21 protein-coding genes are annotated in these 22,879 nt (G+C 61.4%); 5 read left to right on the top strand and 16 right to left on the bottom strand.

Annotated features, from left to right (window positions below; all coding sequences use genetic code 11):
- Nucleotides 1-104 precede the first annotated feature (104 nt).
- Nucleotides 105-1,220, top strand: coding sequence for an alanine dehydrogenase (ald, locus tag ACN5AZ_RS11895; protein WP_419429103.1), 1,116 nt, complete (start codon nt 105-107; stop codon nt 1,218-1,220).
- Between the two features lie 51 nt (nt 1,221-1,271).
- On the opposite strand, the gene ccoS is transcribed toward ald, so the two are convergent.
- The 9 genes from ccoS to ccoN form a co-directional block, all read right to left on the bottom strand.
- On the bottom strand, nt 1,272-1,433 hold the full coding sequence (ccoS, locus tag ACN5AZ_RS11900; protein WP_419429104.1) for a cbb3-type cytochrome oxidase assembly protein CcoS: 162 nt from the start codon (nt 1,431-1,433) through the stop codon (nt 1,272-1,274).
- 13 nt (nt 1,434-1,446) lie between these two features.
- Nucleotides 1,447-3,639 carry a heavy metal translocating P-type ATPase gene (locus ACN5AZ_RS11905; RefSeq protein WP_419429105.1) on the bottom strand — a complete coding sequence of 731 codons (2,193 nt, stop codon included), beginning with the start codon at nt 3,637-3,639 and terminating at the stop codon, nt 1,447-1,449.
- Between the two features lie 27 nt (nt 3,640-3,666).
- Nucleotides 3,667-4,143 carry a FixH family protein gene (locus ACN5AZ_RS11910; protein ID WP_419429106.1) on the bottom strand — a complete coding sequence of 159 codons (477 nt, stop codon included), beginning with the start codon at nt 4,141-4,143 and terminating at the stop codon, nt 3,667-3,669.
- Complete coding sequence (ccoG, locus tag ACN5AZ_RS11915; RefSeq protein ID WP_419429107.1) at nt 4,140-5,585, bottom strand: cytochrome c oxidase accessory protein CcoG; 1,446 nt, start codon at nt 5,583-5,585, stop codon at nt 4,140-4,142. Before ccoG ends, ACN5AZ_RS11910 begins: the two co-directional genes overlap by 4 nt.
- 99 nt (nt 5,586-5,684) lie before the next feature.
- Complete coding sequence (locus ACN5AZ_RS11920) at nt 5,685-7,124, bottom strand: diguanylate cyclase (protein WP_419429108.1); 1,440 nt, start codon at nt 7,122-7,124, stop codon at nt 5,685-5,687.
- Between the two features lie 134 nt (nt 7,125-7,258).
- On the bottom strand, nt 7,259-8,146 hold the full coding sequence (ccoP, locus tag ACN5AZ_RS11925; RefSeq protein ID WP_419429109.1) for a cytochrome-c oxidase, cbb3-type subunit III: 888 nt from the start codon (nt 8,144-8,146) through the stop codon (nt 7,259-7,261).
- Nucleotides 8,146-8,349, bottom strand: a complete 204-nt coding sequence (locus ACN5AZ_RS11930; RefSeq protein ID WP_419429110.1) for a cbb3-type cytochrome c oxidase subunit 3 — start codon at nt 8,347-8,349, stop codon at nt 8,146-8,148. Before ACN5AZ_RS11930 ends, ccoP begins: the two co-directional genes overlap by 1 nt.
- Before the next feature lie 10 nt (nt 8,350-8,359).
- Nucleotides 8,360-9,139, bottom strand: coding sequence for a cytochrome-c oxidase, cbb3-type subunit II (ccoO, locus tag ACN5AZ_RS11935; protein WP_419429111.1), 780 nt, complete (start codon nt 9,137-9,139; stop codon nt 8,360-8,362).
- A gap of 12 nt (nt 9,140-9,151) precedes the next feature.
- Nucleotides 9,152-10,762, bottom strand: coding sequence for a cytochrome-c oxidase, cbb3-type subunit I (gene ccoN / locus ACN5AZ_RS11940; protein ID WP_419429112.1), 1,611 nt, complete (start codon nt 10,760-10,762; stop codon nt 9,152-9,154).
- Between the two features lie 200 nt (nt 10,763-10,962).
- Between ccoN and ACN5AZ_RS11945 the strand changes: the two genes are divergently transcribed.
- Together ACN5AZ_RS11945 and ACN5AZ_RS11950 are read left to right on the top strand one after the other, a co-directional pair.
- Nucleotides 10,963-11,805, top strand: a complete 843-nt coding sequence (locus ACN5AZ_RS11945; RefSeq protein ID WP_419429113.1) for a universal stress protein — start codon at nt 10,963-10,965, stop codon at nt 11,803-11,805.
- Nucleotides 11,806-11,886: 81 nt separating this feature from the next.
- On the top strand, nt 11,887-12,240 hold the full coding sequence (locus tag ACN5AZ_RS11950; RefSeq protein WP_419429114.1) for a DUF1428 domain-containing protein: 354 nt from the start codon (nt 11,887-11,889) through the stop codon (nt 12,238-12,240).
- Here the strand turns inward: ACN5AZ_RS11950 and ACN5AZ_RS11955 are convergent.
- Together ACN5AZ_RS11955 and fnrL are read right to left on the bottom strand one after the other, a co-directional pair.
- Nucleotides 12,237-13,187, bottom strand: coding sequence for a PhzF family phenazine biosynthesis protein (locus tag ACN5AZ_RS11955; protein ID WP_419429115.1), 951 nt, complete (start codon nt 13,185-13,187; stop codon nt 12,237-12,239). The two genes, ACN5AZ_RS11950 and ACN5AZ_RS11955, sit on opposite strands and share 4 nt — an antisense overlap.
- Nucleotides 13,147-13,896, bottom strand: a complete 750-nt coding sequence (fnrL, locus tag ACN5AZ_RS11960; protein WP_419429116.1) for a transcriptional regulator FnrL — start codon at nt 13,894-13,896, stop codon at nt 13,147-13,149. Before fnrL ends, ACN5AZ_RS11955 begins: the two co-directional genes overlap by 41 nt.
- A 70-nt stretch (nt 13,897-13,966) precedes the next feature.
- Between fnrL and hemN the strand changes: the two genes are divergently transcribed.
- Entirely contained in the window at nt 13,967-15,322 is a 1,356-nt protein-coding gene (gene hemN, locus ACN5AZ_RS11965) for an oxygen-independent coproporphyrinogen III oxidase (RefSeq protein ID WP_419429117.1), read from the top strand.
- Between the two features lie 2 nt (nt 15,323-15,324).
- On the opposite strand, the gene ACN5AZ_RS11970 is transcribed toward hemN, so the two are convergent.
- The 5 genes from ACN5AZ_RS11970 to ACN5AZ_RS11990 all read right to left on the bottom strand — a co-directional run bounded on the left by ACN5AZ_RS11970 (nt 15,325) and on the right by ACN5AZ_RS11990 (nt 21,911).
- Complete coding sequence (locus tag ACN5AZ_RS11970; protein WP_419429118.1) at nt 15,325-16,914, bottom strand: ABC transporter ATP-binding protein; 1,590 nt, start codon at nt 16,912-16,914, stop codon at nt 15,325-15,327.
- Nucleotides 16,911-18,125 carry an ABC transporter permease gene (locus ACN5AZ_RS11975; protein WP_419429119.1) on the bottom strand — a complete coding sequence of 405 codons (1,215 nt, stop codon included), beginning with the start codon at nt 18,123-18,125 and terminating at the stop codon, nt 16,911-16,913. Before ACN5AZ_RS11975 ends, ACN5AZ_RS11970 begins: the two co-directional genes overlap by 4 nt.
- Before the next feature lie 3 nt (nt 18,126-18,128).
- The gene (locus ACN5AZ_RS11980; RefSeq protein ID WP_419429120.1) at nt 18,129-19,214 is read right to left on the bottom strand and encodes a microcin C ABC transporter permease YejB; all 1,086 of its coding nucleotides are present in this window, start codon (nt 19,212-19,214) and stop codon (nt 18,129-18,131) included.
- Nucleotides 19,215-19,266: 52 nt separating this feature from the next.
- Nucleotides 19,267-21,192: an extracellular solute-binding protein gene (locus tag ACN5AZ_RS11985; protein WP_419429121.1), complete on the bottom strand. Its 1,926-nt coding sequence runs from the start codon at nt 21,190-21,192 to the stop codon at nt 19,267-19,269.
- A 209-nt stretch (nt 21,193-21,401) separates the two neighbouring features.
- On the bottom strand, nt 21,402-21,911 hold the full coding sequence (locus ACN5AZ_RS11990) for a c-type cytochrome (RefSeq protein WP_419429122.1): 510 nt from the start codon (nt 21,909-21,911) through the stop codon (nt 21,402-21,404).
- Between the two features lie 134 nt (nt 21,912-22,045).
- Between ACN5AZ_RS11990 and ACN5AZ_RS11995 the strand changes: the two genes are divergently transcribed.
- Entirely contained in the window at nt 22,046-22,879 is an 834-nt protein-coding gene (locus ACN5AZ_RS11995) for a prephenate dehydratase (protein WP_419429123.1), read from the top strand.

Genomic DNA, 22,879 nt, shown 5'->3' on the forward strand with positions numbered 1-22,879 from the left:
CCGAATGGTGAACGATATTCGGACCCCTTTGCAAGCGTTCCGTGGCAGCTTTTGGGACAAAGCACAACGGTTGGCGCGGGATGCGCCGGCTACAGGAGGACGCTATGCTTATCGGATGCCCAACTGAGATCAAACCGCAGGAATTTCGCGTCGGCGTGACCCCCGCCGCCGCTGCCGAGGCCGTATCGCACGGGCATGAGGTGGTCATGCAGGCAGGGGCCGGTCTGGGCGCAGGGTTTGCGGATGACGCCTATGTCGCGGCAGGGGCCCGCATCGCTGATACTGCTGAAGAGGTGTTTGCCACCGCGGATATGATCGTCAAGGTCAAGGAGCCGCAGGCGGTTGAGCGTGCCATGCTGCGCGAGGGGCAGTTGCTGTTCACCTATCTCCATCTCGCCCCCGATCCCGAACAGACCAAGGATCTGCTGGCCTCTGGCGCGACCTGTATTGCCTATGAAACCGTGACCGCGCCCGGTGGGGGATTGCCCTTGTTGGCGCCAATGTCCGAAGTCGCAGGCAGGCTTGCGCCGCAGATGGGCGCGTGGTCGCTGCAAAAGGCCAATGGCGGGCGCGGCGTGTTGATGGGCGGCGTGCCGGGCGTGTCACCGGCCAAGGTCGTGGTCATCGGAGGTGGTGTTGTCGGCACCCATGCGGCGCGGGTGGCCGCTGGAATGGGGGCGGATGTCACCGTGCTGGACCGCTCGCTGCCCCGGATGCGTTACCTCGATGATGTCTTTGGCGGGCAGTTCACAACGCTTTACGCCAGTGGCGACAACACCGCCGCACAGGTGGCGCAGGCGGATATGGTCATCGGTGCGGTTCTGGTGCCCGGTGCTGCGGCGCCCAAACTGGTCAGCCGCGCGCAGCTGTCGACCATGAAACCCGGTGCGGTCATTGTCGATGTGGCGATCGATCAGGGCGGCTGTTTCGAGACATCCAAAGCGACAACCCATCAGGACCCGATCTACGAAGTCGACGGGGTGGTGCATTACTGCGTCGCCAACATGCCGGGCGCTGTGGCGCGGACCTCGACGCTGGCGCTGGGCAATGCAACGATGCCGTTCATGATCGCGCTGGCGAACAAGGGGTGGCGCGGGGCCTGTCAGGCGGACCCGCATCTGGCGCAGGGGCTTAACGTGCATGCCGGTCAACTGACCAACGCCCCAGTGGGCGAGGCGCTGGGCCTGCAAGCCGTTACGCCGGAAAGCATTCTGGCCTGAGCCGTTTGCGCATATCGGGAAAAGCGCGGACTTGATCCGCGCTTTTTCGTGTCAGTCCTGTTTGGGCCGGTCGTCGTAATCCCCCGACAGGATCCGCTGCGCATCGCCTTCGGGGTCGTCGTATTGGTTGCTGCGCAGGGTAAAGACGAAAAACGCCAGCCCCACGCCCCCCAGAACAAGCGAGATCGGGATCAGATAGGTCAGCACGTTCATGGCGGGGCTCCTTTCAGCGCAGACGCAGCGCGTTGAGCGATACGGTGATTGAGCTGGCCGACATGGCAAGCGCTGCAATCAAGGGGGAACATAGCCCGGCAATCGCCAAAGGCACAGCGATCACATTGTACCATGTGGCCACGGTGAAATTCTCGCGGATGCGTTTGACGGCTTTGCGCGCGGTGCCTAAGGCGTCGGGCAATGGGGCAAGCGATTGTCCCAGCAGCACAATATCAGAGGCCACCCGCGCCGCGTCCAAAGCCTGCGCCGGCGAGATGGACACATGCGCCGCCGTCAGGGCCGCGGTGTCGTTCAACCCGTCGCCGACCATCAACACCTTGGCCCCTTGGGCGGTCATGGATTGGATGCGCTGAGATTTGTCCTGCGGCAGCGCCTCGGCCAGCCAATGGCGGATGCCAAGGCGTTGCGCCAGAGCTTCGACCGGCGCGGTGGCATCTCCTGACATGACCATGACCGTCAGCCCGGCGGCCTGTAGACGTGCGACCATGTCCTGTGCACCCTCGCGCAGGCTGTCCTCGAACAGCAGGGCCATGGGGGCGGCGTCCCCGATCCGCAGCCACGCGCTGGTCTGCGCAGTTGGGGTCCCCCCGACCCATGCGGCTCGACCCAGCCGCACCTCTCGCCCGTTCCAGATGGCTTGGGTGCCGTATCCGGGGATTTCGCGCAGATCGGTCAGATTTACGGGGGTGATATTTGCGGCCTGTGTGGCGTTTTGGATGGCGCGGGACAGCGGGTGGTTGGACCCGTGGGCCAATGCCGCGGCAACGCCCAGATCGGCAGAGGTCACTTGATCCATATTTACCAATTCCGGCGTGCCAGAGGTCAGCGTGCCGGTTTTGTCAAACACGACGGTGTCCACCTCGGCCAGCCGTTCCAGCGCGGTGGCATCTTTGATCAGCAGCCCTTTGCGGAACAGACGGCCGGACGCAGCCGTGGTCACCGCAGGCACCGCCAGCCCCAGCGCGCAAGGGCAAGTGATGATCAAAACGGCAGAGGCGATGTTGAGCGCCACGCGCAAATCGCCTGCATACAGCAGCCAGCCCACAAAGCTGAGCGCGGACAGGATATGCACGCCGGGGGCATACAGCTTCGCCGCGCGATCCGCGAGCGAGGTGTATTGCGACCGCCCGGATTCGGCGACGGCGACCAGATCAGCCATGCGCTGCAGCGAGGTGTCGCGGCCAACGGCGCTGGCGCGGATGGTCAGTGGCCCGGTCAGATTGACCTCGCCCGCGCTGACCTGCCCGCCGGGCTGGGCCAGAACGGGAAGGGTTTCTCCGGTCAAAAGCGCGCGGTCCAGCTCGCTGGTGCCCTCGACGATCTCGCCATCCACCGGCATGCGACCGCCGGGCATGACGCGGATCAGGTCACCGATGCGCAGCTCTGCCGCAGGCACGGTTTCCACCCCCGATGGCGTCAGGCGGGTGGCGCGCGGCACCTCGAGCGCGGCCAGTTCCTCGGCGGCGGAGCGGGCGATGGACCTTGTGCGGTGATCCAGATAGCGCCCTGTCAGCAAGAAGAAGGTCAGCGCAATCGCGGCATCGAAATAGGCGTGCTCGCCAGACAAGGCGGTTTCCCAGACCGAGGTCACAATCGCCAGAACGATGGCCAGACTGATGGGGACATCCATGTTCAACCGACCGGCCCGCAGCGCGGTCCAGGCATTGTTGAAAAACGGCTGTGCCGAAAAGGCCACCGCCGGCAGGACGATGGCGCCGGAAATCCAGTGGAACATGTCGCGGGTCTGGCCCTCGGCTCCGGACCAGACCGCCACCGACAAAAGCATGACGTTCATCGCGGCAAAGCCTGCCACGGCCAGCCGCATCAACAGATCGCGTCCTGCGCGGTCCGTGGCCGTTGCCGCCAGCGCAGTTTGGTCCAGTTCGTGCGCCTCATAGCCTGCGGCGGCGAGGCGCGGAACCAGATCTGCGGCGGTGACACCGGGGCTTGCCTGCACGGTCACGCGTTTGAGCGTCAGGTTCACGCGGGCGGATTGGACCTTTGGGTCCTGCATCAGCGCATGTTCCACCTTGGACATGCAGGCGGCGCAGTGGATCGTGGGCAGCGAGAGGGTGATCTGGGCCGCCTCGGTCTGTTCAGGAGCGCGTGCGGCCAAGGTTTCGCTGGCGGGGGTTGCCGCACAGGCAGGGCAGGCCGAAACCGGAGGGCGAAGCGTGGCAGTCATGATATGTCCATGCGCAATGAGAGTCTTTTAGCGGGTCATGGCAACGGTCAGCCGCTGCTGGAACATAGTGCCGTCGTCGGCACGCGCCTTGATCCATAGGTCCCAGTTGCCTGCGGGCAGGGAGAGCTCGGCCACATAGGCGCTGCCGTCCCAGTCGAACACCGGCAGCAGATCATCGGCCACATTGGTCGGACGGCCGAGCGTGGCCTGCAGATCGGGGACCCGCACGGGATAGCCCTTGGCGTTGTTGATGCTCAGGATCAGGCGCTGGCCGTCATGGCGGGCCGCCACATCCCAGCCCAGTTCAAGCTGCGCGTCACGGCGGCTGTCAAAGGTCTGGGAGGCGAGATAGGAATTGTCGGTCTCTACGCCGGGAAAGCTGCGCACCGCGTTCACCGCAAGCGTGACATTGACCGCGATGATGATGCCAAAGGCCGCAACAAAGCCTGTCAGAACGTGCCAGCCTTTGATGCGGAATTCGGTGGTTTGCGGGAGCGTGGTCATTGTGTGGTCCGTCCGTTGAAAACAGTGTCCTTGAAAGCGCGGTCGCCGGTTGTCAGATCCTCGACCCAAAGCCGGAAGCCGGTGCGTTCTGCCTCTGCCGGATCGGAGCCGCGCGGCGCGACCACAAACACCCGTTGCAGGTAGGTCTCGTTGGCGGGGACGGTCACGTCGCCGTTTGCCGCCATGTCCAGTCGCAAGGCGTCTGCGCCGCTGACACTGATGCGGAAGGGGCGGTCCTCGCCATGTTTGTTCAGCAAGCGCACCTCATAGGTGTTGCGAATGCTGCCATCTGCAAGCGTGACATAGGTGGGGTTGCGCACAGGCGCGACGGTCAGTTCGATCTCGGGGCGGATGAACAGGGCAAAGACCAGACCAACCCCCACCAGCGCCCAAAGCGCGGTATACATCATGGTGCGCGGGCGGAAGATATGCTGCCAAACGGGGCGGGGCGTGGCCCCTTGGCGTTCGCGCGGCTCGTCCGACAGCGCCAGATAGTCAATCAGACCGCGAGGCTTGCCGATCTTGGCCATGACATCGTCGCAGGCGTCGATGCACAGCGCGCAGGTGATACATTCCAGCTGCTGCCCGTCGCGGATGTCGATGCCCACAGGGCAGACGTTTACGCAGGCGTTGCAGTCGATACAATCGCCTGCGCCATCCCGCCCGCGCCCTTTGGCGCGGGGTTCGCCCCGCCAGTCGCGATAGCCGACCGTCAGCGTATCCTCGTCCATCATTGCGGCCTGAATGCGCGGCCATGGACAGGCGTAGATACAGATTTGTTCCCGCGCGAAGCCGCCGAAAAAGAAGGTCGTCAGCGTCAGGATCGCCATGGTGGTATAGGCCACGGGATGGGCGTTCAGCGTGACCAGATCGCGGGCCAGCGTGGGGGCATCCGCAAAATAAAAGACCCATGCCCCGCCTGTTGCCAGACCGATCAGCAGCCACGCGGTCCACTTGGTCACCCGCAAACGCGCCTTGCGCAAATCGAGCTTCTTTTGGCGATGCAGCCGCAGTCGGGCATTGCGGTCGCCTTCGATCCATCGTTCGACCAGAATGAACAGATCCGTCCATACGGTTTGCGGGCAGGCATAGCCGCACCAGACCCGTCCCAAGGCTGAGGTGAACAAGAAAAGGCCCAGCCCGGCCATGATCAGCAGACCGGCAACGAAATAGAATTCGTGCGGCCAGATTTCGATCCAGAAGAAAAAGAACCGCCGGTGTGCCAGATCAATAAGAACCGCCTGATCGGGCAGGGCAGGTCCGCGATCCCAGCGCAGCCAAGGGGTGACGTAGTAGATACCCAGCGTCACGATCATGATGATCCACTTCAGATTGCGGAAGCGCCCCGCCACACGGCGGGGAAAGATCGGCTCTCGGCTGGCGTAAAGCGATGGCTCGGGCGAAGGAGTGTCGGACACGGAGAGGCGGCCTTGTGCTGGCATTGTCTGCAGCCGTTTTGCCAAAGCAGGCCGCCGCCGGCTTTGACCTGTATCAAATTCCACATCTGGGGTTCAGGTTTTTCGCAAAAGGCGCGATGCGGTTTAACGCGCGAGAGACCGTTTGCGCGGTGCCCTTTGATGCAGCTTGAGCGGCGGCATGTGGTCGGGCAGCTCGATGCCGGACAGCAAACGGTTGCTGGTCACGCGATTGCGGCCCGCGTGTTTGGACGCATACAGCATGACGTCCGCCGTCTTGAGCCAACCCTCCGCCGAGGTCTGGTCCTGGTCGAGCTCGGCCACGCCGAAACTGGCGGTGATGTTCGGCAGCTCACGCCAGTTTTGCGACTCGGTGGCCAAAGTCGTGCGCAACTGTTCGGCCAGAATGGCCGCCGCATCACCGCGCGATCCGGGCAGCAGGATGGCGAATTCCTCGCCTCCGATGCGATACAGTTGCAGGTAAGAGCCGATGGTCGCGCGCGTCAGTTCCGCCATTGCTGATAATACACGGTCGCCGACGTCATGGCCGTGGCTGTCGTTCACCGCCTTGAAATGATCGATATCGAACAGGATCAGGGTGGCATCACTGTCATTGCGACGCGCCAGTGCAAGTGTCTGTTCCAGATCACTGCGAAACTGCCGGATGGATGCCGCACCCGTCAGCCAGTCCATAGAGGCCGCGGTTTCCAGCGCCAACCGCTGTTGATCCTGTGCCAGAAGCTGCGCCACCATCGCACCAAGATCGGCCAGAAAATCCTGCTCGACCGGCATGTACGCTGTGCGCGGCAGAGGGGTGAGAAAATTCAGAACACCAAAAACCGAGCCGCCCACGCTCAGCCTGACGCCCAGTGAACACTGCACGTCGATATCCGGCAGAAGGGGATGCGCGCGTAGAATGCTATCATCCTGGTGCAAGACCGGGGCCGGGCTGTCCAGCTTGGCCGCGCAATCGTTCAGACGCGCGGGATACACGCAGCCGGTCAAAGGGGGCGTCAAGGTGGATCGCGAATGCAGCACAGTCAGCGTGTCACCCACCTGTTGTGCCACAATCCCCACGGGCATGCACAACAGCTCACAAGCGATGCGCAAAAGATCATTTATCTTTTCGGCGGCAGTGGGCGTCTGATCGACGATGAGGTCGAACATGGCGCGACGCGCCTGCGCAATCCTGTGTTCGCGAGAGCGATCCTTGAGCATCGTGAGATGACCGCACAGGGATCTATCGCGCCGTAGGAAGGGCCAAGTGGTGATCTCGGCCTCTATCCGCAGTCCGGTTTTATGGACAAAGGTCCGCTGTTGTCCGGTCTGCTGCGGCAACAGAACTGTGTCCCCAGGTGTCATACGCGGCAGGATGTGTTCGATTTCCAATCCGATCAGCTCGTCCGGTGCAAAGCCCGTCAGCTCGCTGGCCACTGCATTGGCCCAGATGGTGATGTGATCTGTATCTGTAAGAATGACCGCCTCGTGATGGTCACGAAAGACCGCACGAACGCTGGCACAGGTTGGGTCGACCGGGGCGATATGAACCTGTGCACTACCGGGCATGATACAATCCTCACTGGGTATGCCCGATACAAATCTGTCTTTAAGCTGAAGATAAGGTTAACGTACTCGGAAAAATTGAGTGCCCGTCGTGGACCTGCCCCCATAGGTTTTCGGACCCACAGGGGCAGGGAAGATTATTCGCCGCCGCCCAAACCGTGGACGTAGATCGATACGGCGCGCAGTTCTGCCTCGGTCAACTGGGCCCCGCCCATGGCCGGCATCTGGCCGTAGCGTGCGGAATAGATCGTCTCGTACAGGGCATCGTAATCCCCGCCATATAGCCAAATCTGGTCCGTCAGGTTGGGTGCACCCTGCGTCCGGTCGCCCGCGCCGTCATCCCCGTGGCAGGCGGCGCAGTTGTCTGCGTAGACCTCCGCCCCGTGATCCAGCACTGTGGCGTCCAAAGCCGTGTTGTCCGACAGGGTCATCACATGGTTGACCACGGCGCGAATGTCGCTGCGCTCCAGCAGGCCATCACGGCCAAAGGCTGGCATCTGCGACTGCCGGACCCAGTCCTCGTCGCTTTCCTGCCGGATCCCGGTTTTGACGGTGGTGTAGATCTCTTCGATCGAGCCGCCCCAAAGCCATGCGTCATCCTGCAGGTTGGGATAGCCCACCGCGCCCTGCGCGCCCGCACCATGACATTGCGAACAAAACGACCGGAAGATCGCGCCACCTGCGTTGTCGGCGTAACGGTGCAGATCCGCGCTGCTGTCTTGGGTCAGCGCCACCAGATCGGCAGCGGCGAGTTCGTGGTTGATGGAGGCATTGGCCTCCTCAACACTGGCGATGTCCTGGGCGACCTCGCCGCGGGTCGAAAACCCAAGGATGCCCTTGGTCGCGCCGCTGATGCCGGGCCATGCGGGATAAAGGATCGAATAGCCAATCCCCCAGACGATGCAGAGGTAGAAGGTATACAGCCACCACTTTGGCAGCGGCTTGTTGTATTCCTCGATCCCGTCCCAACTGTGGCCGGTGGTCTCATAGTCGTGGCCGGGTTTGATGTCTTTCTTATCGCTCATCACTGGCCTCCTTTGGTGTCGGTGTGATCGCCCGCTGCTGCGGGACGGTCATCGTGGCGGAAGGGAATGTTCGCGGCATCGTTTTGGCGTTTGCGTGCGCCGGGCAAGAAGGCCCAGATCACGACACCGGCGAAAAATCCGAACATGGCCAGCAAACCCCAGCTGTCGGCGAAGTGGCGCAAGAAGTCATAGGTCGATTGCATCACGGTCTCCTCAGCGGCTGGCGTCAGGGGTGAAGGTGGAGAAATCCACAAGCGTGCCAAGCATTTGCAGATAGGCGACAAGCGCATCCATCTCGGACACACCGGGGGTGCCGTCGAAGTTACGGATGTTGATATCCGGCGCGCCAAAGCCGCTTGCGTAGCGCGCCTGCAGATCGTCATAGCCCGCGCTGTCGGGATCGGCCTGCGCCAGAAAATCAGCCGAGGCATTGGCGATCATCTCTTCGGTGTAGGGGACGCCGACCATGGCATTTGCCGCCATGATATCGCCGATGTCATCCGCACCGATCATGCCGGAGGCAAGGCTGACACCCTCATCCAGACGCCGGTTCGACAGGTAGTCGTATTTGGGCATCACGGATTCCGGCACCACGGACTGCGGATCGCTGAGGTGATCCACATGCCATTCGTCAGAGTAGCGGCCGCCGACGCGCGCCAGATCGGGGCCTGTGCGCTTGGATCCCCATTGGAACGGGTGGTCGAATTTCGATTCCACCGCCAGCGAGTAGTGGCCGTAGCGTTCGACCTCGTCGCGCATGGGGCGGATCATCTGGCTGTGGCAGACGTAGCAGCCCTCGCGCAGATAGATTTCGCGCCCGGCCAGTTCCAGCGGCGTATAGGGGCGCATGCCTTCGACGTCCTCGATGGTGTTTTCGAGGTAGAACAGCGGCACGATTTGCACCAGCCCCCCGATGGTCACCACAAGAAAGGCAAAGGTGGCCAGTAGGGTGACGTTCTTTTCAAGGATGGCGTGTTTGCTTAGAATGCTCATACCCGGTCCTCCTTATTCGGCCGGTGTCGCATGAGCGCTGGCCGCCTGTGCCTGAACGGCAGGGGCGCGGCGTGCGGTCATGTACAGATTGTAACACATGATGATGGCACCAGCGACGTACATGACCCCGCCCAATGCGCGGACGATATACATCGGCAGTTTCGCGGCGACGGTGTCGGCAAAGCTGTTCACGAGGAAGCCATTGGCGTCCACTTCGCGCCACATCAGGCCTTCCATAATGCCGGTCACCCACATGGAGGCCGCGTAGAACACGATCCCGATGGTGGCGAGCCAGAAGTGCCAGCTGACCAGACCCAGCGAATAAAGCCGCTCACGGTTCCACAGTTTCGGCACAAGGAAGTACAGAGCGCCAAAGGTGATCATCCCGTTCCAGCCAAGCGCGCCGGAATGCACGTGGCCGATGGTCCAGTCGGTGTAATGGCTCAGGCTGTTGACCGCACGGATCGACATCATCGGGCCCTCAAAGGTGGACATGCCGTAGAAGCCCACAGAGATCACCATCATGCGGATCACCGGATCGGTGCGCAGCTTGTCCCATGCGCCCGACAGCGTCATCAGACCGTTGATCATGCCACCCCAGGACGGCATCCAGAGCACGACAGAGAACACCATCCCAAGCGTCGACGCCCAGTCCGGCAGCGCGGTGTAATGCAGGTGGTGCGGACCGGCCCAGATGTAGATGAAGATCAACGCCCAGAAGTGGATGATCGACAGTTTGTAGCTGTAGACGGGACGCTCTGCCTGTTTGGGGATGAAATAATACATCATTCCCAGAAAGCCCGCCGTCAGAAAGAAGCCCACGGCGTTGTGGCCGTACCACCACTGGGTCATGGCATCCTGCACGCCGCTGAACACCTGCACCGATTTGGACCCCCAGATCGACACGGGAATGGCGAGGTTGTTGAAGATGTGCAGCATCGCCACGGTGATGATGAAGGACAGGTAGAACCAGTTCGCGACATAGATGTGGGGTTCGCGGCGTTTGACGATTGTGCCGACGAAAACCGCGAAATAGGCGACCCAGACAATGGTCAGCAGCCAGTCGACGTACCATTCCGGTTCGGCGTATTCCTTGCCGTGGGTGGCACCCAGAATATAACCGGTGGCCGCCAGAACGATCACCAACTGGTAGCCCCAGAACACATACCATGCGAGGTTGCCGCCCCACAGACGCGCGGCGGAGGTGCGCTGGACCACGTAGAACGACGTTGCGATCAGCGCATTGCCCCCAAAGGCAAAGATCACCGCCGAGGTGTGCAGCGGGCGCAGCCGGCCAAAGTTCAGATAGCCTTCGGACCAGTCAAAGTTCAGCCCCGGAAAGGCCAGCTGGGCCGCGATAAAGGTCCCCGCGATAAAGCCCACGACCCCCCAAAGCGCCGTGGCGATCACGCCATAGCGGATCACGTCATCCATATAGCGGGTTTCGTCGATGGGCGTGATCGGCTCATCGGTGTTGCGCAGAACGATGACAAATGCCACCGCCGCGACCAGCATGATGGTCAGCGCGTTTACCAGATAAGCCACATCGCGTGCGTAATTGGCCGCGATCGCTGCGAAAAGCGCGATCAGGCCATACACGATGAGCTTGATATAATTTTGCATGTTGCGTCCCTTCGTCTGACCCATACGATTCGAGCGACCGCTTGGGCGGGTGTTCTAGACTGGGACCGTCATGCCGCGTTTCACCCAAAGAGAACCTTGATCTGCATCAATAGAAACGCGCCAATTTGTTGATGCCGGTCAAAGCGGGACATGCCGCGACGGGACTAGCCTGCTCCGTGTAACCGGACAGGAGGTCGGAGATGACGTATAAAACAATTCTTGCAGTTGTGACGGATCGGGACGCTCTGCAGCAGACCATTGGCGCGGCGAGCGATCTGGCGCGGGACTGTGACGCCCATCTGGATGTGCTCTGCCTCGGGGTGGATCGCACACAGGGCGGATATTATTTTGCTGGGGCCACAGCGGTTGTGTTGCAGGAAACCCTGTCACGCGCACGGGCCGAGGCCCAAGAGCTAGCGCAGCGGGTAGAGCACATGTTGGCAGGCACAGGTCTGGCCTATGTGGTGGAACACGGCGTCGCGCAGATGATGGATGTCAGCCGCCATGTGGCACAGCGCGCGCGGTTCGCCGATCTTTGTGTCGTGGCCAAGCCCTATGGCGCCGGCGTGGGGGTTGAGATGGAACCGGCTGTCGAAGGTGCTTTGTTCGACGGGGACAGCCCGGTCTATATCCCCTCAGGCGCAGGGCAGGGGGCCACAGCGCACCCTGAACGTGTGGTGCTGGCGTGGAACGATGCGCCCGAAGCCCTGCGCGCGATCCGACGTGCCATGCCCATGCTGACAGCAGCCAAGCGGGTCCATGTGGTTGTGATCGACCCGCCGCAACATGGCCAGACGCGGTCTGACCCCGGCGGTTTGCTGGCGCAATACCTTGCGCGCCACGGGGTCAAGGTCGAGATCAACGTGCTGGCCAAAACCCTGCCACGGGTGTCCGATGTTCTGAAGCGTCACGCGACAGATGTGGGGGCCGATCTGATCGTCATGGGAGCCTACGGGCATTCGCGCTTCCGCGAGGCTGTTCTGGGCGGGGCGACACGGCACATGCTGGAACATGCGGAGATTCCGGTTGTGATGGCCCATTGAGAGAGGGGTACGCATTTCCCGTATTGATTGAAAATTGCCGTAAGGGCATGCTGTTTGCAGATCAATCCGGGAGTGTTGCGAATGACCTATGTCACCGGCTTTTTGTCCCCTGTGCCTGAGGGCAACAAACAAGCCTATATCGACAGCGCCGAGTTCGCCTGGGCGCTGTTTGCCGAATACGGCGCAACCGCGCATTGGGAGTGCTGGGAAGAGGACGTGCCGGATGGCGAGGTGACCTCTTTCCCGATGGCCGTCAAACGCGAGGCGGGGGAGAAGGTCGTGCTGTCATGGCTGATCTGGCCGGATAAGGCCGCTGCGGACGCCTGCTTTGCCTCGATGGAGACCGATGAGCGCTGGCGCGACATGGATATGCCGTTTGACGGCAAGCGGATGATGTGGGGCGGATTTGACCCGGTCTTTGTAAAAACCGCCTAAGGGGCGGGTGGCCGGATATGGCCGGTGCTGATCGGAACCGCTGATCCGGCCAGCGTCACTTGGGTCAATTTCCCTTGCGCCACGGTGATCCCGAGGTCTAGATCCGAAGGGCGGCCCATCTCGACGCCTTGGCGCAAGGACAGGGCGCTGTCCCCGTCGGGCAAAACGCCCACCGACAGCAATTGCGCCGCCAGAATGGCAGAGGCGCTTCCCGTGGCGGGGTCTTCTGGAATCCCTGCCGTGGGCGAAAACATCCGCGCGCGGACATCGCAATCGTCACCTGTGGTGTACAGATAGGCGCTGTCCACCTGTGCGGCGTCCATCAGTTGGGACCACGCGGGTTCATGCGGTGTGGCGCGGCCAAGCGCGTCGAGATCGCGGACCGGCAGATACAAAAACCGCGGCCCGCCCTGCCAGATGCCGGCCTCGTGGGCGCCAAACCCGATGTCCTTTACGTGCAATCCCACCGCCGCTGCCTGCACTGCGACATCAGGCACCGTTACGTCAGGGACCGCATGGGGCACCACGGGGGCCGTGAACCGTGCGCGCAATTGGTTACCCGTCCGCCAGACCCGCACGGGGACAAGGCCTGCCTGTTCCTCCAAGGTGGTCTCTGTCTGGAAATCCCCTGAAGGCGCGGATTTTAACGCAAGATGAATGGCGCAGCCGATGGTGGGATGACCGGCAAAGGGGATCTCTGCAGTCGGAAAGAAGATCCGCACCTTTGCGGTATGCGCAGGATCATCGGGCCGCTGGACAAAGATCGTCTCGGACAGGTTGAATTCGCGCGCGATGGTTTGCATCTGTTGGTCGCTTAGCGCATCCGCCCGTTCGACGATGGCCAAGGGATTGCCTGCATAGGCCTGCGTGGTGAACACATCGCAGGTGGCAAAGGGCAGCGGTGTCTCAGGCAAAGACGCCCCCGTCCGCGTCATCGCCCGCTTCATGCATCAGACGTTCCATATTGGGCACGGTGATGTGGCGCTTGCCCTCGAGCACGATCACGCCGTCCTTTTTCAATGCCGATATCTGACGCGAGACGGTTTCCAGCGTCAGGCCAAGATAATCGGCCATCGCCTCCCGCGTGAGCGGCAGATCAAACACCACCGGCCCCGATTGCCCGGCGCGCATGTGTAGCGTCGCATCGCGGCGCGCGATGATCGACAGCAGCGAGGCGATCTTTTCCCGCGCCGTCTTGCGCCCCAGCACAAGCATCCATTCGCGTGCGGCGTCGAGTTCGTCGAGCGTCATTTCCAGCAGGCGCTGCGCAATATGGGGGGTCTGCTCCATCATGGTTTCAAAGGGCGCTTTGCGAAAGCAGCACATGACCATGTCCGTGGTGGCCACCACGTCATAGGCCGCGTGATCGCGCCCCGGACGGCCGACAAAATCCGAAGGAAGCAGCAGGCCGACCATCTGGCGACGCCCGTCTTCCATGGTCTGGGTCAGCGACGCGATGCCCGACACCACAGACCCCACAAAATCCATACGGTCGCCGGACCAGACAACCATCTGACCGGCCTCGAATTTGCGGTAATATTTGATCTCTTCCAGACGGGTCAGCTCTTCACCTTCGCAGCGGGCGCAGACCGCGCGGTGCCGGATCGGACATTCCGCGCATTCCTGTTGAACGGTCGACAACGTAGGTGTCTGCATTTTGACTCCGTCTTTCTCGTCTTGATCTGGGTCAAAGCCCGGATCGGTCTTTCCGCTTATCGCTGGGCCCATGGAACAGCGAACACAGTTTGCGCGGCTCGGTCTGTTTGACGCGAAAGTCCCGCGATATACCTCTTATCCCACCGCACCGCAGTTTGCCGGGGGTGTCGACACGCAGCGATTCGCGGAATGGATATCGTCTATTCCCGAGCATGGTGACATATCCCTCTATCTGCATGTACCTTTTTGTCGCAGGTTGTGCTGGTTCTGTGCCTGTCGCACCCAAGGCACAGCCACCGCCAGCCCGGTGGAGGCCTATGTCGACACCTTGCTGTTGGAACTCGCCCTGCTGAAGCGGCATCTGCCGCGTGGGGTGCGCCTGTCGCGTCTGCATTGGGGCGGGGGGACGCCGACCCTTTTGTCGCCGGACCTTATGCGCCGATTGATGGATGCGGTGTTCGATGTGGCCCCTATGGCGCCGGGTGGTGAATTCTCGGTCGAGATTGACCCCAAAGAAATCGACGCCGAACGGCTGGATGTTCTGGCTGCGGGGGGCATGAACCGTGCCTCCATCGGGGTGCAGGATTTCGATCCCGAAATCCAAGAGGTCATCGGCCGCAGGCAGGGGTTTGATCTGACGCGGCAAACGGTCGACATGATCCGCGACCGCGGGATCGCCAGCCTGAATGCAGACATCCTGTTTGGCCTGCCTCATCAGACGCGGGCACGTATGACCGAAACCGTGCAGAAACTGCTGTCTTTTGCGCCGGATCGCGTGGCGCTCTATGGTTATGCGCATGTGCCATGGATGGCGAAGCGTCAGCAGATGATCCCTGCCGATGCCTTGCCCACGCCGCAGGAACGGCTTGATCTGTTTGATGTGGCACGGCGGCTGTTTGTCTGGGATGGCTACACTCAAATCGGCATCGATCACTTTGCAACAGCAGGTGACGGCTTGGCCATCGCCCAGAAGACCGGCGGCCTGCGCCGCAACTTCCAAGGCTACACCGATGATCGGTCCGATGTGCTGATCGGGCTTGGCGCGTCCTCGATTTCACGGTTCCCGCAGGGGTTTGCGCAGAATGCGTCGGGAACGTCCGATTATACCACGGCGATCCGCGCGGGGCGGTTTGCCACGAAACGCGGGCATGCGTTTGTCGGAGACGATCTCCTCAGGGCTCGTTTGATCGAGGCGGTGATGTGCGATTTCCGCATTGATGCGGCCGAGATCCTGCGCGATTTCGCGATCACACGGGCGCGGCTTTTCGGCATGTTCAACGACGTTAATGCGCGGTTCGAGCATCTGTTGGAAATCACCGAAGACGGGCTGTTCATCCCGCCGTCGGTGCGTCCGTTGACGCGGATGATCGCGCGTGGATTCGACGCCTATGACCTCAGCAAGGCAGGCCACAGTTCGGCGATCTAGGGTTAGACGGTCTCGAACGCGGCGCTGAGCAACGCACGGGTATACTCGGTCTTTGGGTTTTCAAAGACGTCCCTAGCGGTGCCGGTCTCGACCACGTCGCCCTGTTTCATCACCATGACCTTGTGCGACATGGCCCGCACGACCTTGAGGTCGTGGGAGATGAACAGATAGGCGAGGTTATATTTCCGCTGCAGATCGCGCAGCAGATCGACGATCTGCACTTGCACGGTCATGTCCAGCGCGCTTGTCGGCTCGTCCAGAACGACCAGACGCGGGCGCAAAACCATGGCACGGGCGATGGCGATGCGCTGGCGCTGCCCGCCAGAGAACTCGTGCGGGTAGCGGTGCATGGCCATCGGGTCCAGCCCGACCTCTGTCATGACTTCGGCCACCTGCTGACGGAACGTCCGCTTGTCCGCCGACCCGTGTACATGCAGACCCTCTGCGATGATCTGTTCGCAGGTCATGCGCGGGCTGAGCGAGCCAAACGGGTCCTGAAACACAATCTGGATTTCGGAGCGCAGGCGGCGCAGATCACGCGTTGACCATTTGCGCACGTCCTCACCACGGTAGCGAATGTCGCCTTCCGATTTGATCAGGCGCATCACGGCCAGCGCCAGTGTGGTCTTGCCCGATCCGCTTTCACCGACGATGCCGATGGTTTCGCCCGCGCGGACCGAAAGGGAGGCATCGTTAACCGCCTTCACATGGCCGACGGTGCGTTTCATCAACCCCTTCTGGATCGGGAACCAGATTTTCAGATGGTCGGTGTGCGCGATCTCTTCGGCGTCGGTGGGCACGGGATCGGGGGTGCCAACGCTTTCTGCGGACAGCAGTTTCTGGGTATAGGGGTGCTGTGGATTGTCAAAGATCGCGCGGGTCGGCCCCTGTTCGACGATCTCGCCATCTTTCATCACGCAGACGCGGTCGGCGATCTTGCGCACGATGTTCAGGTCATGGGTGATGAACAACATCCCCATGCCTTCCTTTTGTTTGATGTCTTCCAGCAGGTCGAGGATCTGCGCCTGAATGGTCACATCCAGCGCTGTGGTCGGCTCATCCGCGATCAGAAGCTCCGGCCCGTTGGCCAGCGCCATAGCGATCATCACACGCTGCCGCTGGCCACCGGACAACTGGTGTGGATAGGCGTTCAGGCGGCTTTCGGGATCACGGATCCCCACACGGTGCAACAGGTCAATGATACGCTGGCGCGCGGCGGCGCCGGTTTGCCCTTGATGCAGTTCGATGGATTCCGCGAGCTGCTTTTCCAACGTGTGCAGCGGGTTCAGCGAGGTCATCGGCTCCTGAAAGATGAAGGAGATATCGTTGCCGCGCACCTGTTGCAGACGCGCAGGGCGCGCGCCGATCATCTCTTGCCCATCATAGGTGACCGAGCCAGTGACCTCGGCATTTTCGCCCAGCAGCGACACGGTCGACAGGGCGGTGACCGATTTGCCCGATCCGCTTTCGCCCACCAGTGCGACGGTCTCGCCTCTGTCGATGTGGAAAGAGACACCTTTGACGGCCAGATTGGTTTTCCCGTCCTGACGGAATGCGACCTTCAGGTCTTTGACATCAAGGATCTTGCTCATGAGAAGGTCTTTCGCGGGTCGAATGCGTCGCGGACGCCTTCGAAGATAAACACCAGAAGCGACAGCATGACTGCGAAGACGAAGAACGCAGTGAATGCCAGCCACGGCGCCTGCAGGTTCTGTTTCGCCTGCAAGGTCAGCTCACCCAGCGAGGGGGCCGAGGACGGCAGGCCGAAGCCCAGAAAATCCAGCCCAGCCAGCGTCGAAATGGTGCCGGTCACGATGAACGGCAAAAAGGTCAGCGTGGCCACCATGGCGTTGGGCAGCATGTGACGGAACATGATCGTTCGGTTCGACACGCCCAAGGCCTTCGCCGCGCGGACGTATTCCAGATTGCGGGCGCGCAGGAACTCCGCACGCACCACGCCCACCAGGGATGTCCAACTGAACAGAACGGTCAGGATCAACAATAACGAGAAACTGCGCCCGAAAATCGCGAACATGATGATGATCACGTACAACGAAGGGATCGCGCCCCAGATTTCGATCACCCGTTGAAAGATCAGGTCGAGCCAGCCGCCGAAATAGCCCTGCACCGCACCGGCGACCACGCCGATGATCGAGGCAAAGAACGTCACCACCAAGGTGAAGACGATGGACAGGCGGAAACCGTAGATGATCCGCGCCAGCACGTCGCGTTTGGTGTCATCGGTGCCCAGCAGGTTGTCACCGCGGATGTCGGCGGGCAGCAGGCCGAATTGGCGTTCGCCCGCGTCGTTTTCGTAGAACCCGATGACATTCGGGGGCAAGGGGGCCGCGCCCATGCGGTCCACCGGCGTGTCAAAGCTGTAGCGGATCAGTGGCCAGACCAGACGCCCTTCGACAAAGCCTTCTTCGTCGAATGTCCCTGCGTCGATCTGGTCGATGATGCCCTCGGGATCGTCAAAGCAGCTTTCCAACCCGCCCGACCGGATCAGGCAGGCGACTTCGGGCGCGCGGTAATCGGCCTCTGTTCGGAAATCACCGCCAAAGGCCGTTTCCGGATAGAAGTTGAACACCGGCACAAAGCGTTCCCCGCGATAGGTCACAAGGATCGGTTTGTCGTTGGCAAGAAATTCGGCCACCAAAGACAGGCCAAAGACGATCAGGAAAATCCACAGCGACCAAAAGGCGCGGCGGTTCTTGGTAAAGTTGGTCCAGCGGCGTTTGTTCAGCGGGGACAGGGTGAACAGGCCGCGCTTGTCCTCGGGGATCTGGGTGATGTCGGTCATCTCTCAGCCCTCGCGCTTTTCAAAGTCGATGCGCGGATCGACAAAGACATACATGAGATCGGACAGGATCGCGACGGCCATCCCGATCAACGACGACAGAAACAGCGTCCCGAAGATCACCGGATAGTCGCGCTGCACCGCAGCCTCGAACCCCAGCCGACCAAGACCATCGAGGCTGAAGATCGTTTCAATGATGATCGAGCCGCCAAAGAATACGCCGATGAAGACGCCCGGCAAACCCGCGATCACGATCAGCATCGCGTTGCGGAACACATGTCCGTACAAAACGCGGCTTTCCGACAGCCCTTTGGCGCGAGCGGTCATCACATACTGCTTCTTGATCTCGTCGAGAAAGCTGTTTTTCGTCAGCAAGGTCAGCGTGGCAAATGCGGAAATGGTCGAGGCCGCGACCGGCAGCGCGATGTGCCAGAAATAATCCGCGATCTTGCCCAGCAGACTGAGGTTTTCCCAGTTGTCCGATGTCAGCCCCCGCAGCGGGAAAATTTGCCAGTAGCTGCCACCGGCGAACAACACCAGCAACAGAATCGCAAACAAGAAGGCGGGGATGGCATAGGCCACGATGATGATGGCCGATGTCCATGTGTCAAAGCTTGACCCGTCCTTGACCGCCTTGCGGATGCCCAAGGGGATGGAGACGATATAGGCAATCAGTGTGGACCACAGGCCCAGTGTGATCGACACCGGCATCTTTTCTAGCACCAGATCAATAACGGATATGGACCGGAAATAGCTTTCGCCAAAATCCAGCCGCACGTAGTTCCACATCATTGTCAGGAACCGTTCCAGCGGCGGCTTGTCGAAGCCGAATTCGCGTTCCAGCTCCTCGATGAATTCCTTGGGCAGGCCACGCGCGCCGACATAGTCGCTGTCAGAGCCAAAGGTCTCTTCTCCGACGTCATTGCCCCCGCCGGTAAAGCCTGCGGTGACATCGCCTTGTCCCTGCATTTGAGCCAGAACCTGTTCCACAGGCCCACCGGGGACAAATTGCACCAGAACGAAGTTGAAGATCATGATCCCGAGCAGCGTCGGGATGATGAGCAGAAAGCGGCGTAGGATATAGGCGGCCATATCGTGTCAGTTCACCTGATTCTTGTGGGGGCAGAGGGACGCGCGGCGGCGGTCATTTCAGAACGCCACGGTCCTTCAGCGCCTTGTGCTTGTCTTCGTTCATCCACCAGAAGTCCAGCACCCCCAGCGCGTAGGGCGGCAAATCGGCGGGATGTTCAAACATATCGTATTGCGCGGTCCAGTATTCCGCGACAAAGCCCTCTGGCACCTGAATGCGTTCCCAACGCAGGGCGCGGTCCAGTGCGGTCAGGGCTATGATCTCGTCCTCGCGGGTGGTGGTGGCCAGCGCTGCCTCGATGATGGCATCGACCATCGGGCTTTGCAGGGCAGAGGGGTTGTAGGACGACACCACGGCCGTCTCGGACCCGAACAGCTGCTGCAATCCCGTGCCCGCCGAAGCGAAGGTCAGGATGCGCGTGTGGATCACGTCGTAGTCCTTGTCGAGGAACCGCTGCTGCCCTTGCGCGCTGTCAACAGTGGCCGCATCCACCGCGATGCCCCAATCCTGCAGCGTGCGCACATAGGTCTCGATCGAGGCCTTGCGCACGTCGTCCCATGTGGAGATCACGAGGAAGTTCAGCGACATCTGTTCGCCATCCGCGTTGACCAGCTTGCCAGACGCGTCGAGCGTCCAGCCTTCTGCCTCCAGCAGGGCAAGGCCTGCGCGTTTGTTGCGGCGGTCGATGGGATTGCGCGGGTTCGAGGTATGCGGCAGCACCGCCTCTTCGGTCAGCATCTCCGGCGGGACGACGTCGCCCAGCGATTGCAGGAATTCAAGCTCCGCGCCTTCGGGGATGCCCTTGGCCTCCCAATCCTGTCCTTCGACATAGGATTTGCGCTGCGTGGTCAGGCTGAACTGCAGCGATTCCCGAACCCATTCAAAGTTGAAGGCAAGGCTTAGCGCATGTCGGATATTGCGGTTGTCCAGCGGCGCGCGCGTGGTGTTGAAAATGATGCCGGAGTTGTTCGGCGCCGTTTCATCCGGGATCGTTTCGCGGACCACATCGCCACGTTCGACCGCGGGGAAATCATATCCCGTCGCCCAGCGTTTGGTTGACCCTTCGGTGCGGAAGTTGGTCACGCCTGCCTTGAACGCCTCGAATTCGGCGGTGTCATCGGCGAAATATTCAAACCGGACACGGTCAAAATTGAAACGCCCCTTGTTGGCGGGATGGTCCCAGCCCCAGTAGTTCGGGTTGCGTTCGTAGACGACGTAGCGGTTAAATTCGTAGTCAGCCACCTGATAGGGGCCGGAGGCCATGGGCGAGAGCACCGACGGCTCGTCCAGCCGTTCGCCGGTTTCCTTGTACCAATCTTCCGAGAAAATCGGCGAGCCGCCCACCTGCGAGATCAGCGACCGGCGCGAAATCCCCTCGGCAAAGGTGAATTTGCAGGTCAGCTCGTCAATGACCTCTGCCCCGATGACACGTTCGCCAACGCTGCGGGCGTAGGACCGGATGCCCTGTTCAAGAAACAGGTTATGGGTAAAGACCACGTCTTTTGCCGTGACCTGTGCGCCGTTTCGGAATGTCACATCGTCGCGCAGGTGGAACGTGACCCATGACTGGTCTTCGGGGTATTCGACCTCGCGCGCGACAAGGCAGTAGCTGTCGGTGATGCTGTCGGCGGGCAGGCCACCGCCCCACGGCATCTCGCCAAACAGCGATTCCGCCACCACGCCCGAATTCGTTTCAGGGTTGCCGCGCCATGCCCAGCGGTTGAACCCGTCAAACGTGCCACGCGCGCCGATAACGATTTCGCCACCGCGCGGGGCGTCGGGATTGACGTAGCCCCAATGCGCATAGTCTGCCGGATATTGAAGGTCGCCGTAGAAGGAATATCCGTGCGCGCGCACCATTTCGGTGGCGTCGTGGGAGGCGCCCCAGCCGGTGCGGGGCAGAACGCTGGAGGCGGCACTGGCCCCGATCAGGCCAAGCGCCTGTCTGCGATCAATACGGAACGGCGTGGACTTGGTCATCTGTGCTCTCCCTGAACGGGGGGCTGTGCGCCCTCTCCATGTCTCGGCAATTTTGGTTAAAAATAAGCTAAGTGTTCTGCGGGACCACATTCAAGGTAAGATTGTTGCCCCTCACGCAGGCGTTGACAGGAACGTGAGGCATTTTACGCAAAAGGCCGCCCATTGGGCGGCCTCGTGTTCGTCGGATCGTTCGCAGAGAACCGGACCGATCAGCTTTCAGATTCGATGTAGGCGATCACGTTTGCGCGGTCCTCAGCCTTGGGCAGGCCGTTGAACCCCATGGAGGTGCCGGGTGCGGCGCCTTTGGGGTTTGCAAGGAAGGCGTTGAGGTTGTCGTAGCTCCAGACGTCACCAACCTGGTTCAGAGCGCCGGAGTAGGCGAAGCCGGCAACAGAGCCGATCTCACGCTCCACCACACCGTTCAGGTGCGGGCCAACGCCGTCGGCACCGTTCAGCTGGTGGCAGGCCTTACACTTGTTGAACACGCGTGCGCCGGCACCGGCGTCCGCATCTGCCATCAGCGTGGCAAAATCGATTTCGGGCTCTGCCTCGGCGGGCTCGCTGCTTGTCTCGATGACATAGGCTGCGGCGTGTTCCTCGCCGTGGGAGTCCGCGCCGGTGTGGTACAGAACTTCGGCACCCCATTTGCTCAGCAAATAGATCAGCAAGGAGCCGCAGACGCCGCCCACAACCTTCGTCATTGTCATCGTGTCAAACATAGGGAGCCCTGTTCGTCTTGGATATCCGTCGGGCGCGTAACTACGCCTTCCAATTGCGCGTGGCAAGCGGTAGAAGCCGCGACCAATCGCCCATTTTGTGCGAGTGTGTCACGAATTGACCGGAGACGACCCCCATGACCCAGCGAATTGCCTTTCAGGGGGCGCTTGGCGCTTACTCGCACGAGGCCTGTGTCGACGCCCGCCCGGACGCCGAGGTTTTGCCCTGTCAGACCTTTGAGGACGTGATTGCCGCCGTGCGCGAAGGGCGTGCAGACTTGGCCATGCTGCCAGTGGAAAACACCACCTACGGTCGCGTGGCAGACATCCATCGCCTGTTGCCGGATTCCGGTCTGCGCATCGTGGACGAGGCTTTTGTCCGAGTTCATATCTCGCTCATGGCACAGCCCGGCGTGGCGATTGAAGAACTGGAAACCGTGCGGGCCCACCCGGTTCTACTGCCCCAAGCGGCCAGTTTCCTGCGCCAATACGGCATTCGCGGCGAATCATGGGCCGACAGCGCGGGTGCTGCGGCAGAGCTGGCGCAGACGGGATCGCGGACCCTTGGGGTTTTGGCGTCGGATCTGGCGGCAGAGATCAACGGGCTGCATGTGCTTGCCCGCCATCTGGAAGATCACGCCCATAACACAACACGGTTCCTGCTGATGTCGCCTGAGCCGGACAATTCGCGTCGTGGCAGCCATGGCATGATGACCACATTTGTCTTTCAGGTGCGCAACATCCCCGCCGCGCTGTACAAGGCGATGGGCGGTTTTGCGACCAATGGCGTCAACATGACCAAGCTTGAAAGCTATATGGTTGGCGGATCGTTCACCGCGACGCAATTCTACGCCGATATCGAGGGCCACCCCGAGGATCCGGCCGTGGCCCGCGCGCTGGAGGAATTGGGCTACTTCACCAATACGCTTGATATTCTTGGCGTGTATCCTCGCGACCCCGGCCGCGATTGA

This window comes from Sagittula sp. SSi028 (genome assembly GCF_048553715.1).
Lineage (GTDB): Bacteria > Pseudomonadota > Alphaproteobacteria > Rhodobacterales > Rhodobacteraceae > Sagittula.

What these genes read in the sequence shown, in the direction of transcription:
- ccoO (WP_419429111.1), bottom strand. Translation starts at nt 9,139, where the DNA reads ATGAGCATTCTAAGCAAACACGCCATCCTTGAAAAGAACGTCACCCTA.
- ACN5AZ_RS11970 (WP_419429118.1), bottom strand. Translation starts at nt 16,914, where the DNA reads ATGAGCAAGATCCTTGATGTCAAAGACCTGAAGGTCGCATTCCGTCAG.
- ccoN (WP_419429112.1), bottom strand. Translation starts at nt 10,762, where the DNA reads ATGCAAAATTATATCAAGCTCATCGTGTATGGCCTGATCGCGCTTTTC.
- ACN5AZ_RS11980 (WP_419429120.1), bottom strand. Translation starts at nt 19,214, where the DNA reads ATGGCCGCCTATATCCTACGCCGCTTTCTGCTCATCATCCCGACGCTG.
- ACN5AZ_RS11990 (WP_419429122.1), bottom strand. Translation starts at nt 21,911, where the DNA reads ATGTTTGACACGATGACAATGACGAAGGTTGTGGGCGGCGTCTGCGGC.
- ald (WP_419429103.1), top strand. Translation starts at nt 105, where the DNA reads ATGCTTATCGGATGCCCAACTGAGATCAAACCGCAGGAATTTCGCGTC.
- ACN5AZ_RS11995 (WP_419429123.1), top strand. Translation starts at nt 22,046, where the DNA reads ATGACCCAGCGAATTGCCTTTCAGGGGGCGCTTGGCGCTTACTCGCAC.
- ACN5AZ_RS11985 (WP_419429121.1), bottom strand. Translation starts at nt 21,192, where the DNA reads ATGACCAAGTCCACGCCGTTCCGTATTGATCGCAGACAGGCGCTTGGC.
- hemN (WP_419429117.1), top strand. Translation starts at nt 13,967, where the DNA reads ATGGAACAGCGAACACAGTTTGCGCGGCTCGGTCTGTTTGACGCGAAA.
- ACN5AZ_RS11930 (WP_419429110.1), bottom strand. Translation starts at nt 8,349, where the DNA reads ATGCAATCGACCTATGACTTCTTGCGCCACTTCGCCGACAGCTGGGGT.
- ACN5AZ_RS11975 (WP_419429119.1), bottom strand. Translation starts at nt 18,125, where the DNA reads ATGACCGACATCACCCAGATCCCCGAGGACAAGCGCGGCCTGTTCACC.
- ccoP (WP_419429109.1), bottom strand. Translation starts at nt 8,146, where the DNA reads ATGAGCGATAAGAAAGACATCAAACCCGGCCACGACTATGAGACCACC.
- ACN5AZ_RS11920 (WP_419429108.1), bottom strand. Translation starts at nt 7,124, where the DNA reads ATGCCCGGTAGTGCACAGGTTCATATCGCCCCGGTCGACCCAACCTGT.
- ACN5AZ_RS11955 (WP_419429115.1), bottom strand. Translation starts at nt 13,187, where the DNA reads ATGAAGCGGGCGATGACGCGGACGGGGGCGTCTTTGCCTGAGACACCG.
- ACN5AZ_RS11905 (WP_419429105.1), bottom strand. Translation starts at nt 3,639, where the DNA reads ATGACTGCCACGCTTCGCCCTCCGGTTTCGGCCTGCCCTGCCTGTGCG.
- fnrL (WP_419429116.1), bottom strand. Translation starts at nt 13,896, where the DNA reads ATGCAGACACCTACGTTGTCGACCGTTCAACAGGAATGCGCGGAATGT.
- ACN5AZ_RS11950 (WP_419429114.1), top strand. Translation starts at nt 11,887, where the DNA reads ATGACCTATGTCACCGGCTTTTTGTCCCCTGTGCCTGAGGGCAACAAA.
- ccoS (WP_419429104.1), bottom strand. Translation starts at nt 1,433, where the DNA reads ATGAACGTGCTGACCTATCTGATCCCGATCTCGCTTGTTCTGGGGGGC.
- ACN5AZ_RS11910 (WP_419429106.1), bottom strand. Translation starts at nt 4,143, where the DNA reads ATGACCACGCTCCCGCAAACCACCGAATTCCGCATCAAAGGCTGGCAC.
- ccoG (WP_419429107.1), bottom strand. Translation starts at nt 5,585, where the DNA reads ATGCCAGCACAAGGCCGCCTCTCCGTGTCCGACACTCCTTCGCCCGAG.
- ACN5AZ_RS11945 (WP_419429113.1), top strand. Translation starts at nt 10,963, where the DNA reads ATGACGTATAAAACAATTCTTGCAGTTGTGACGGATCGGGACGCTCTG.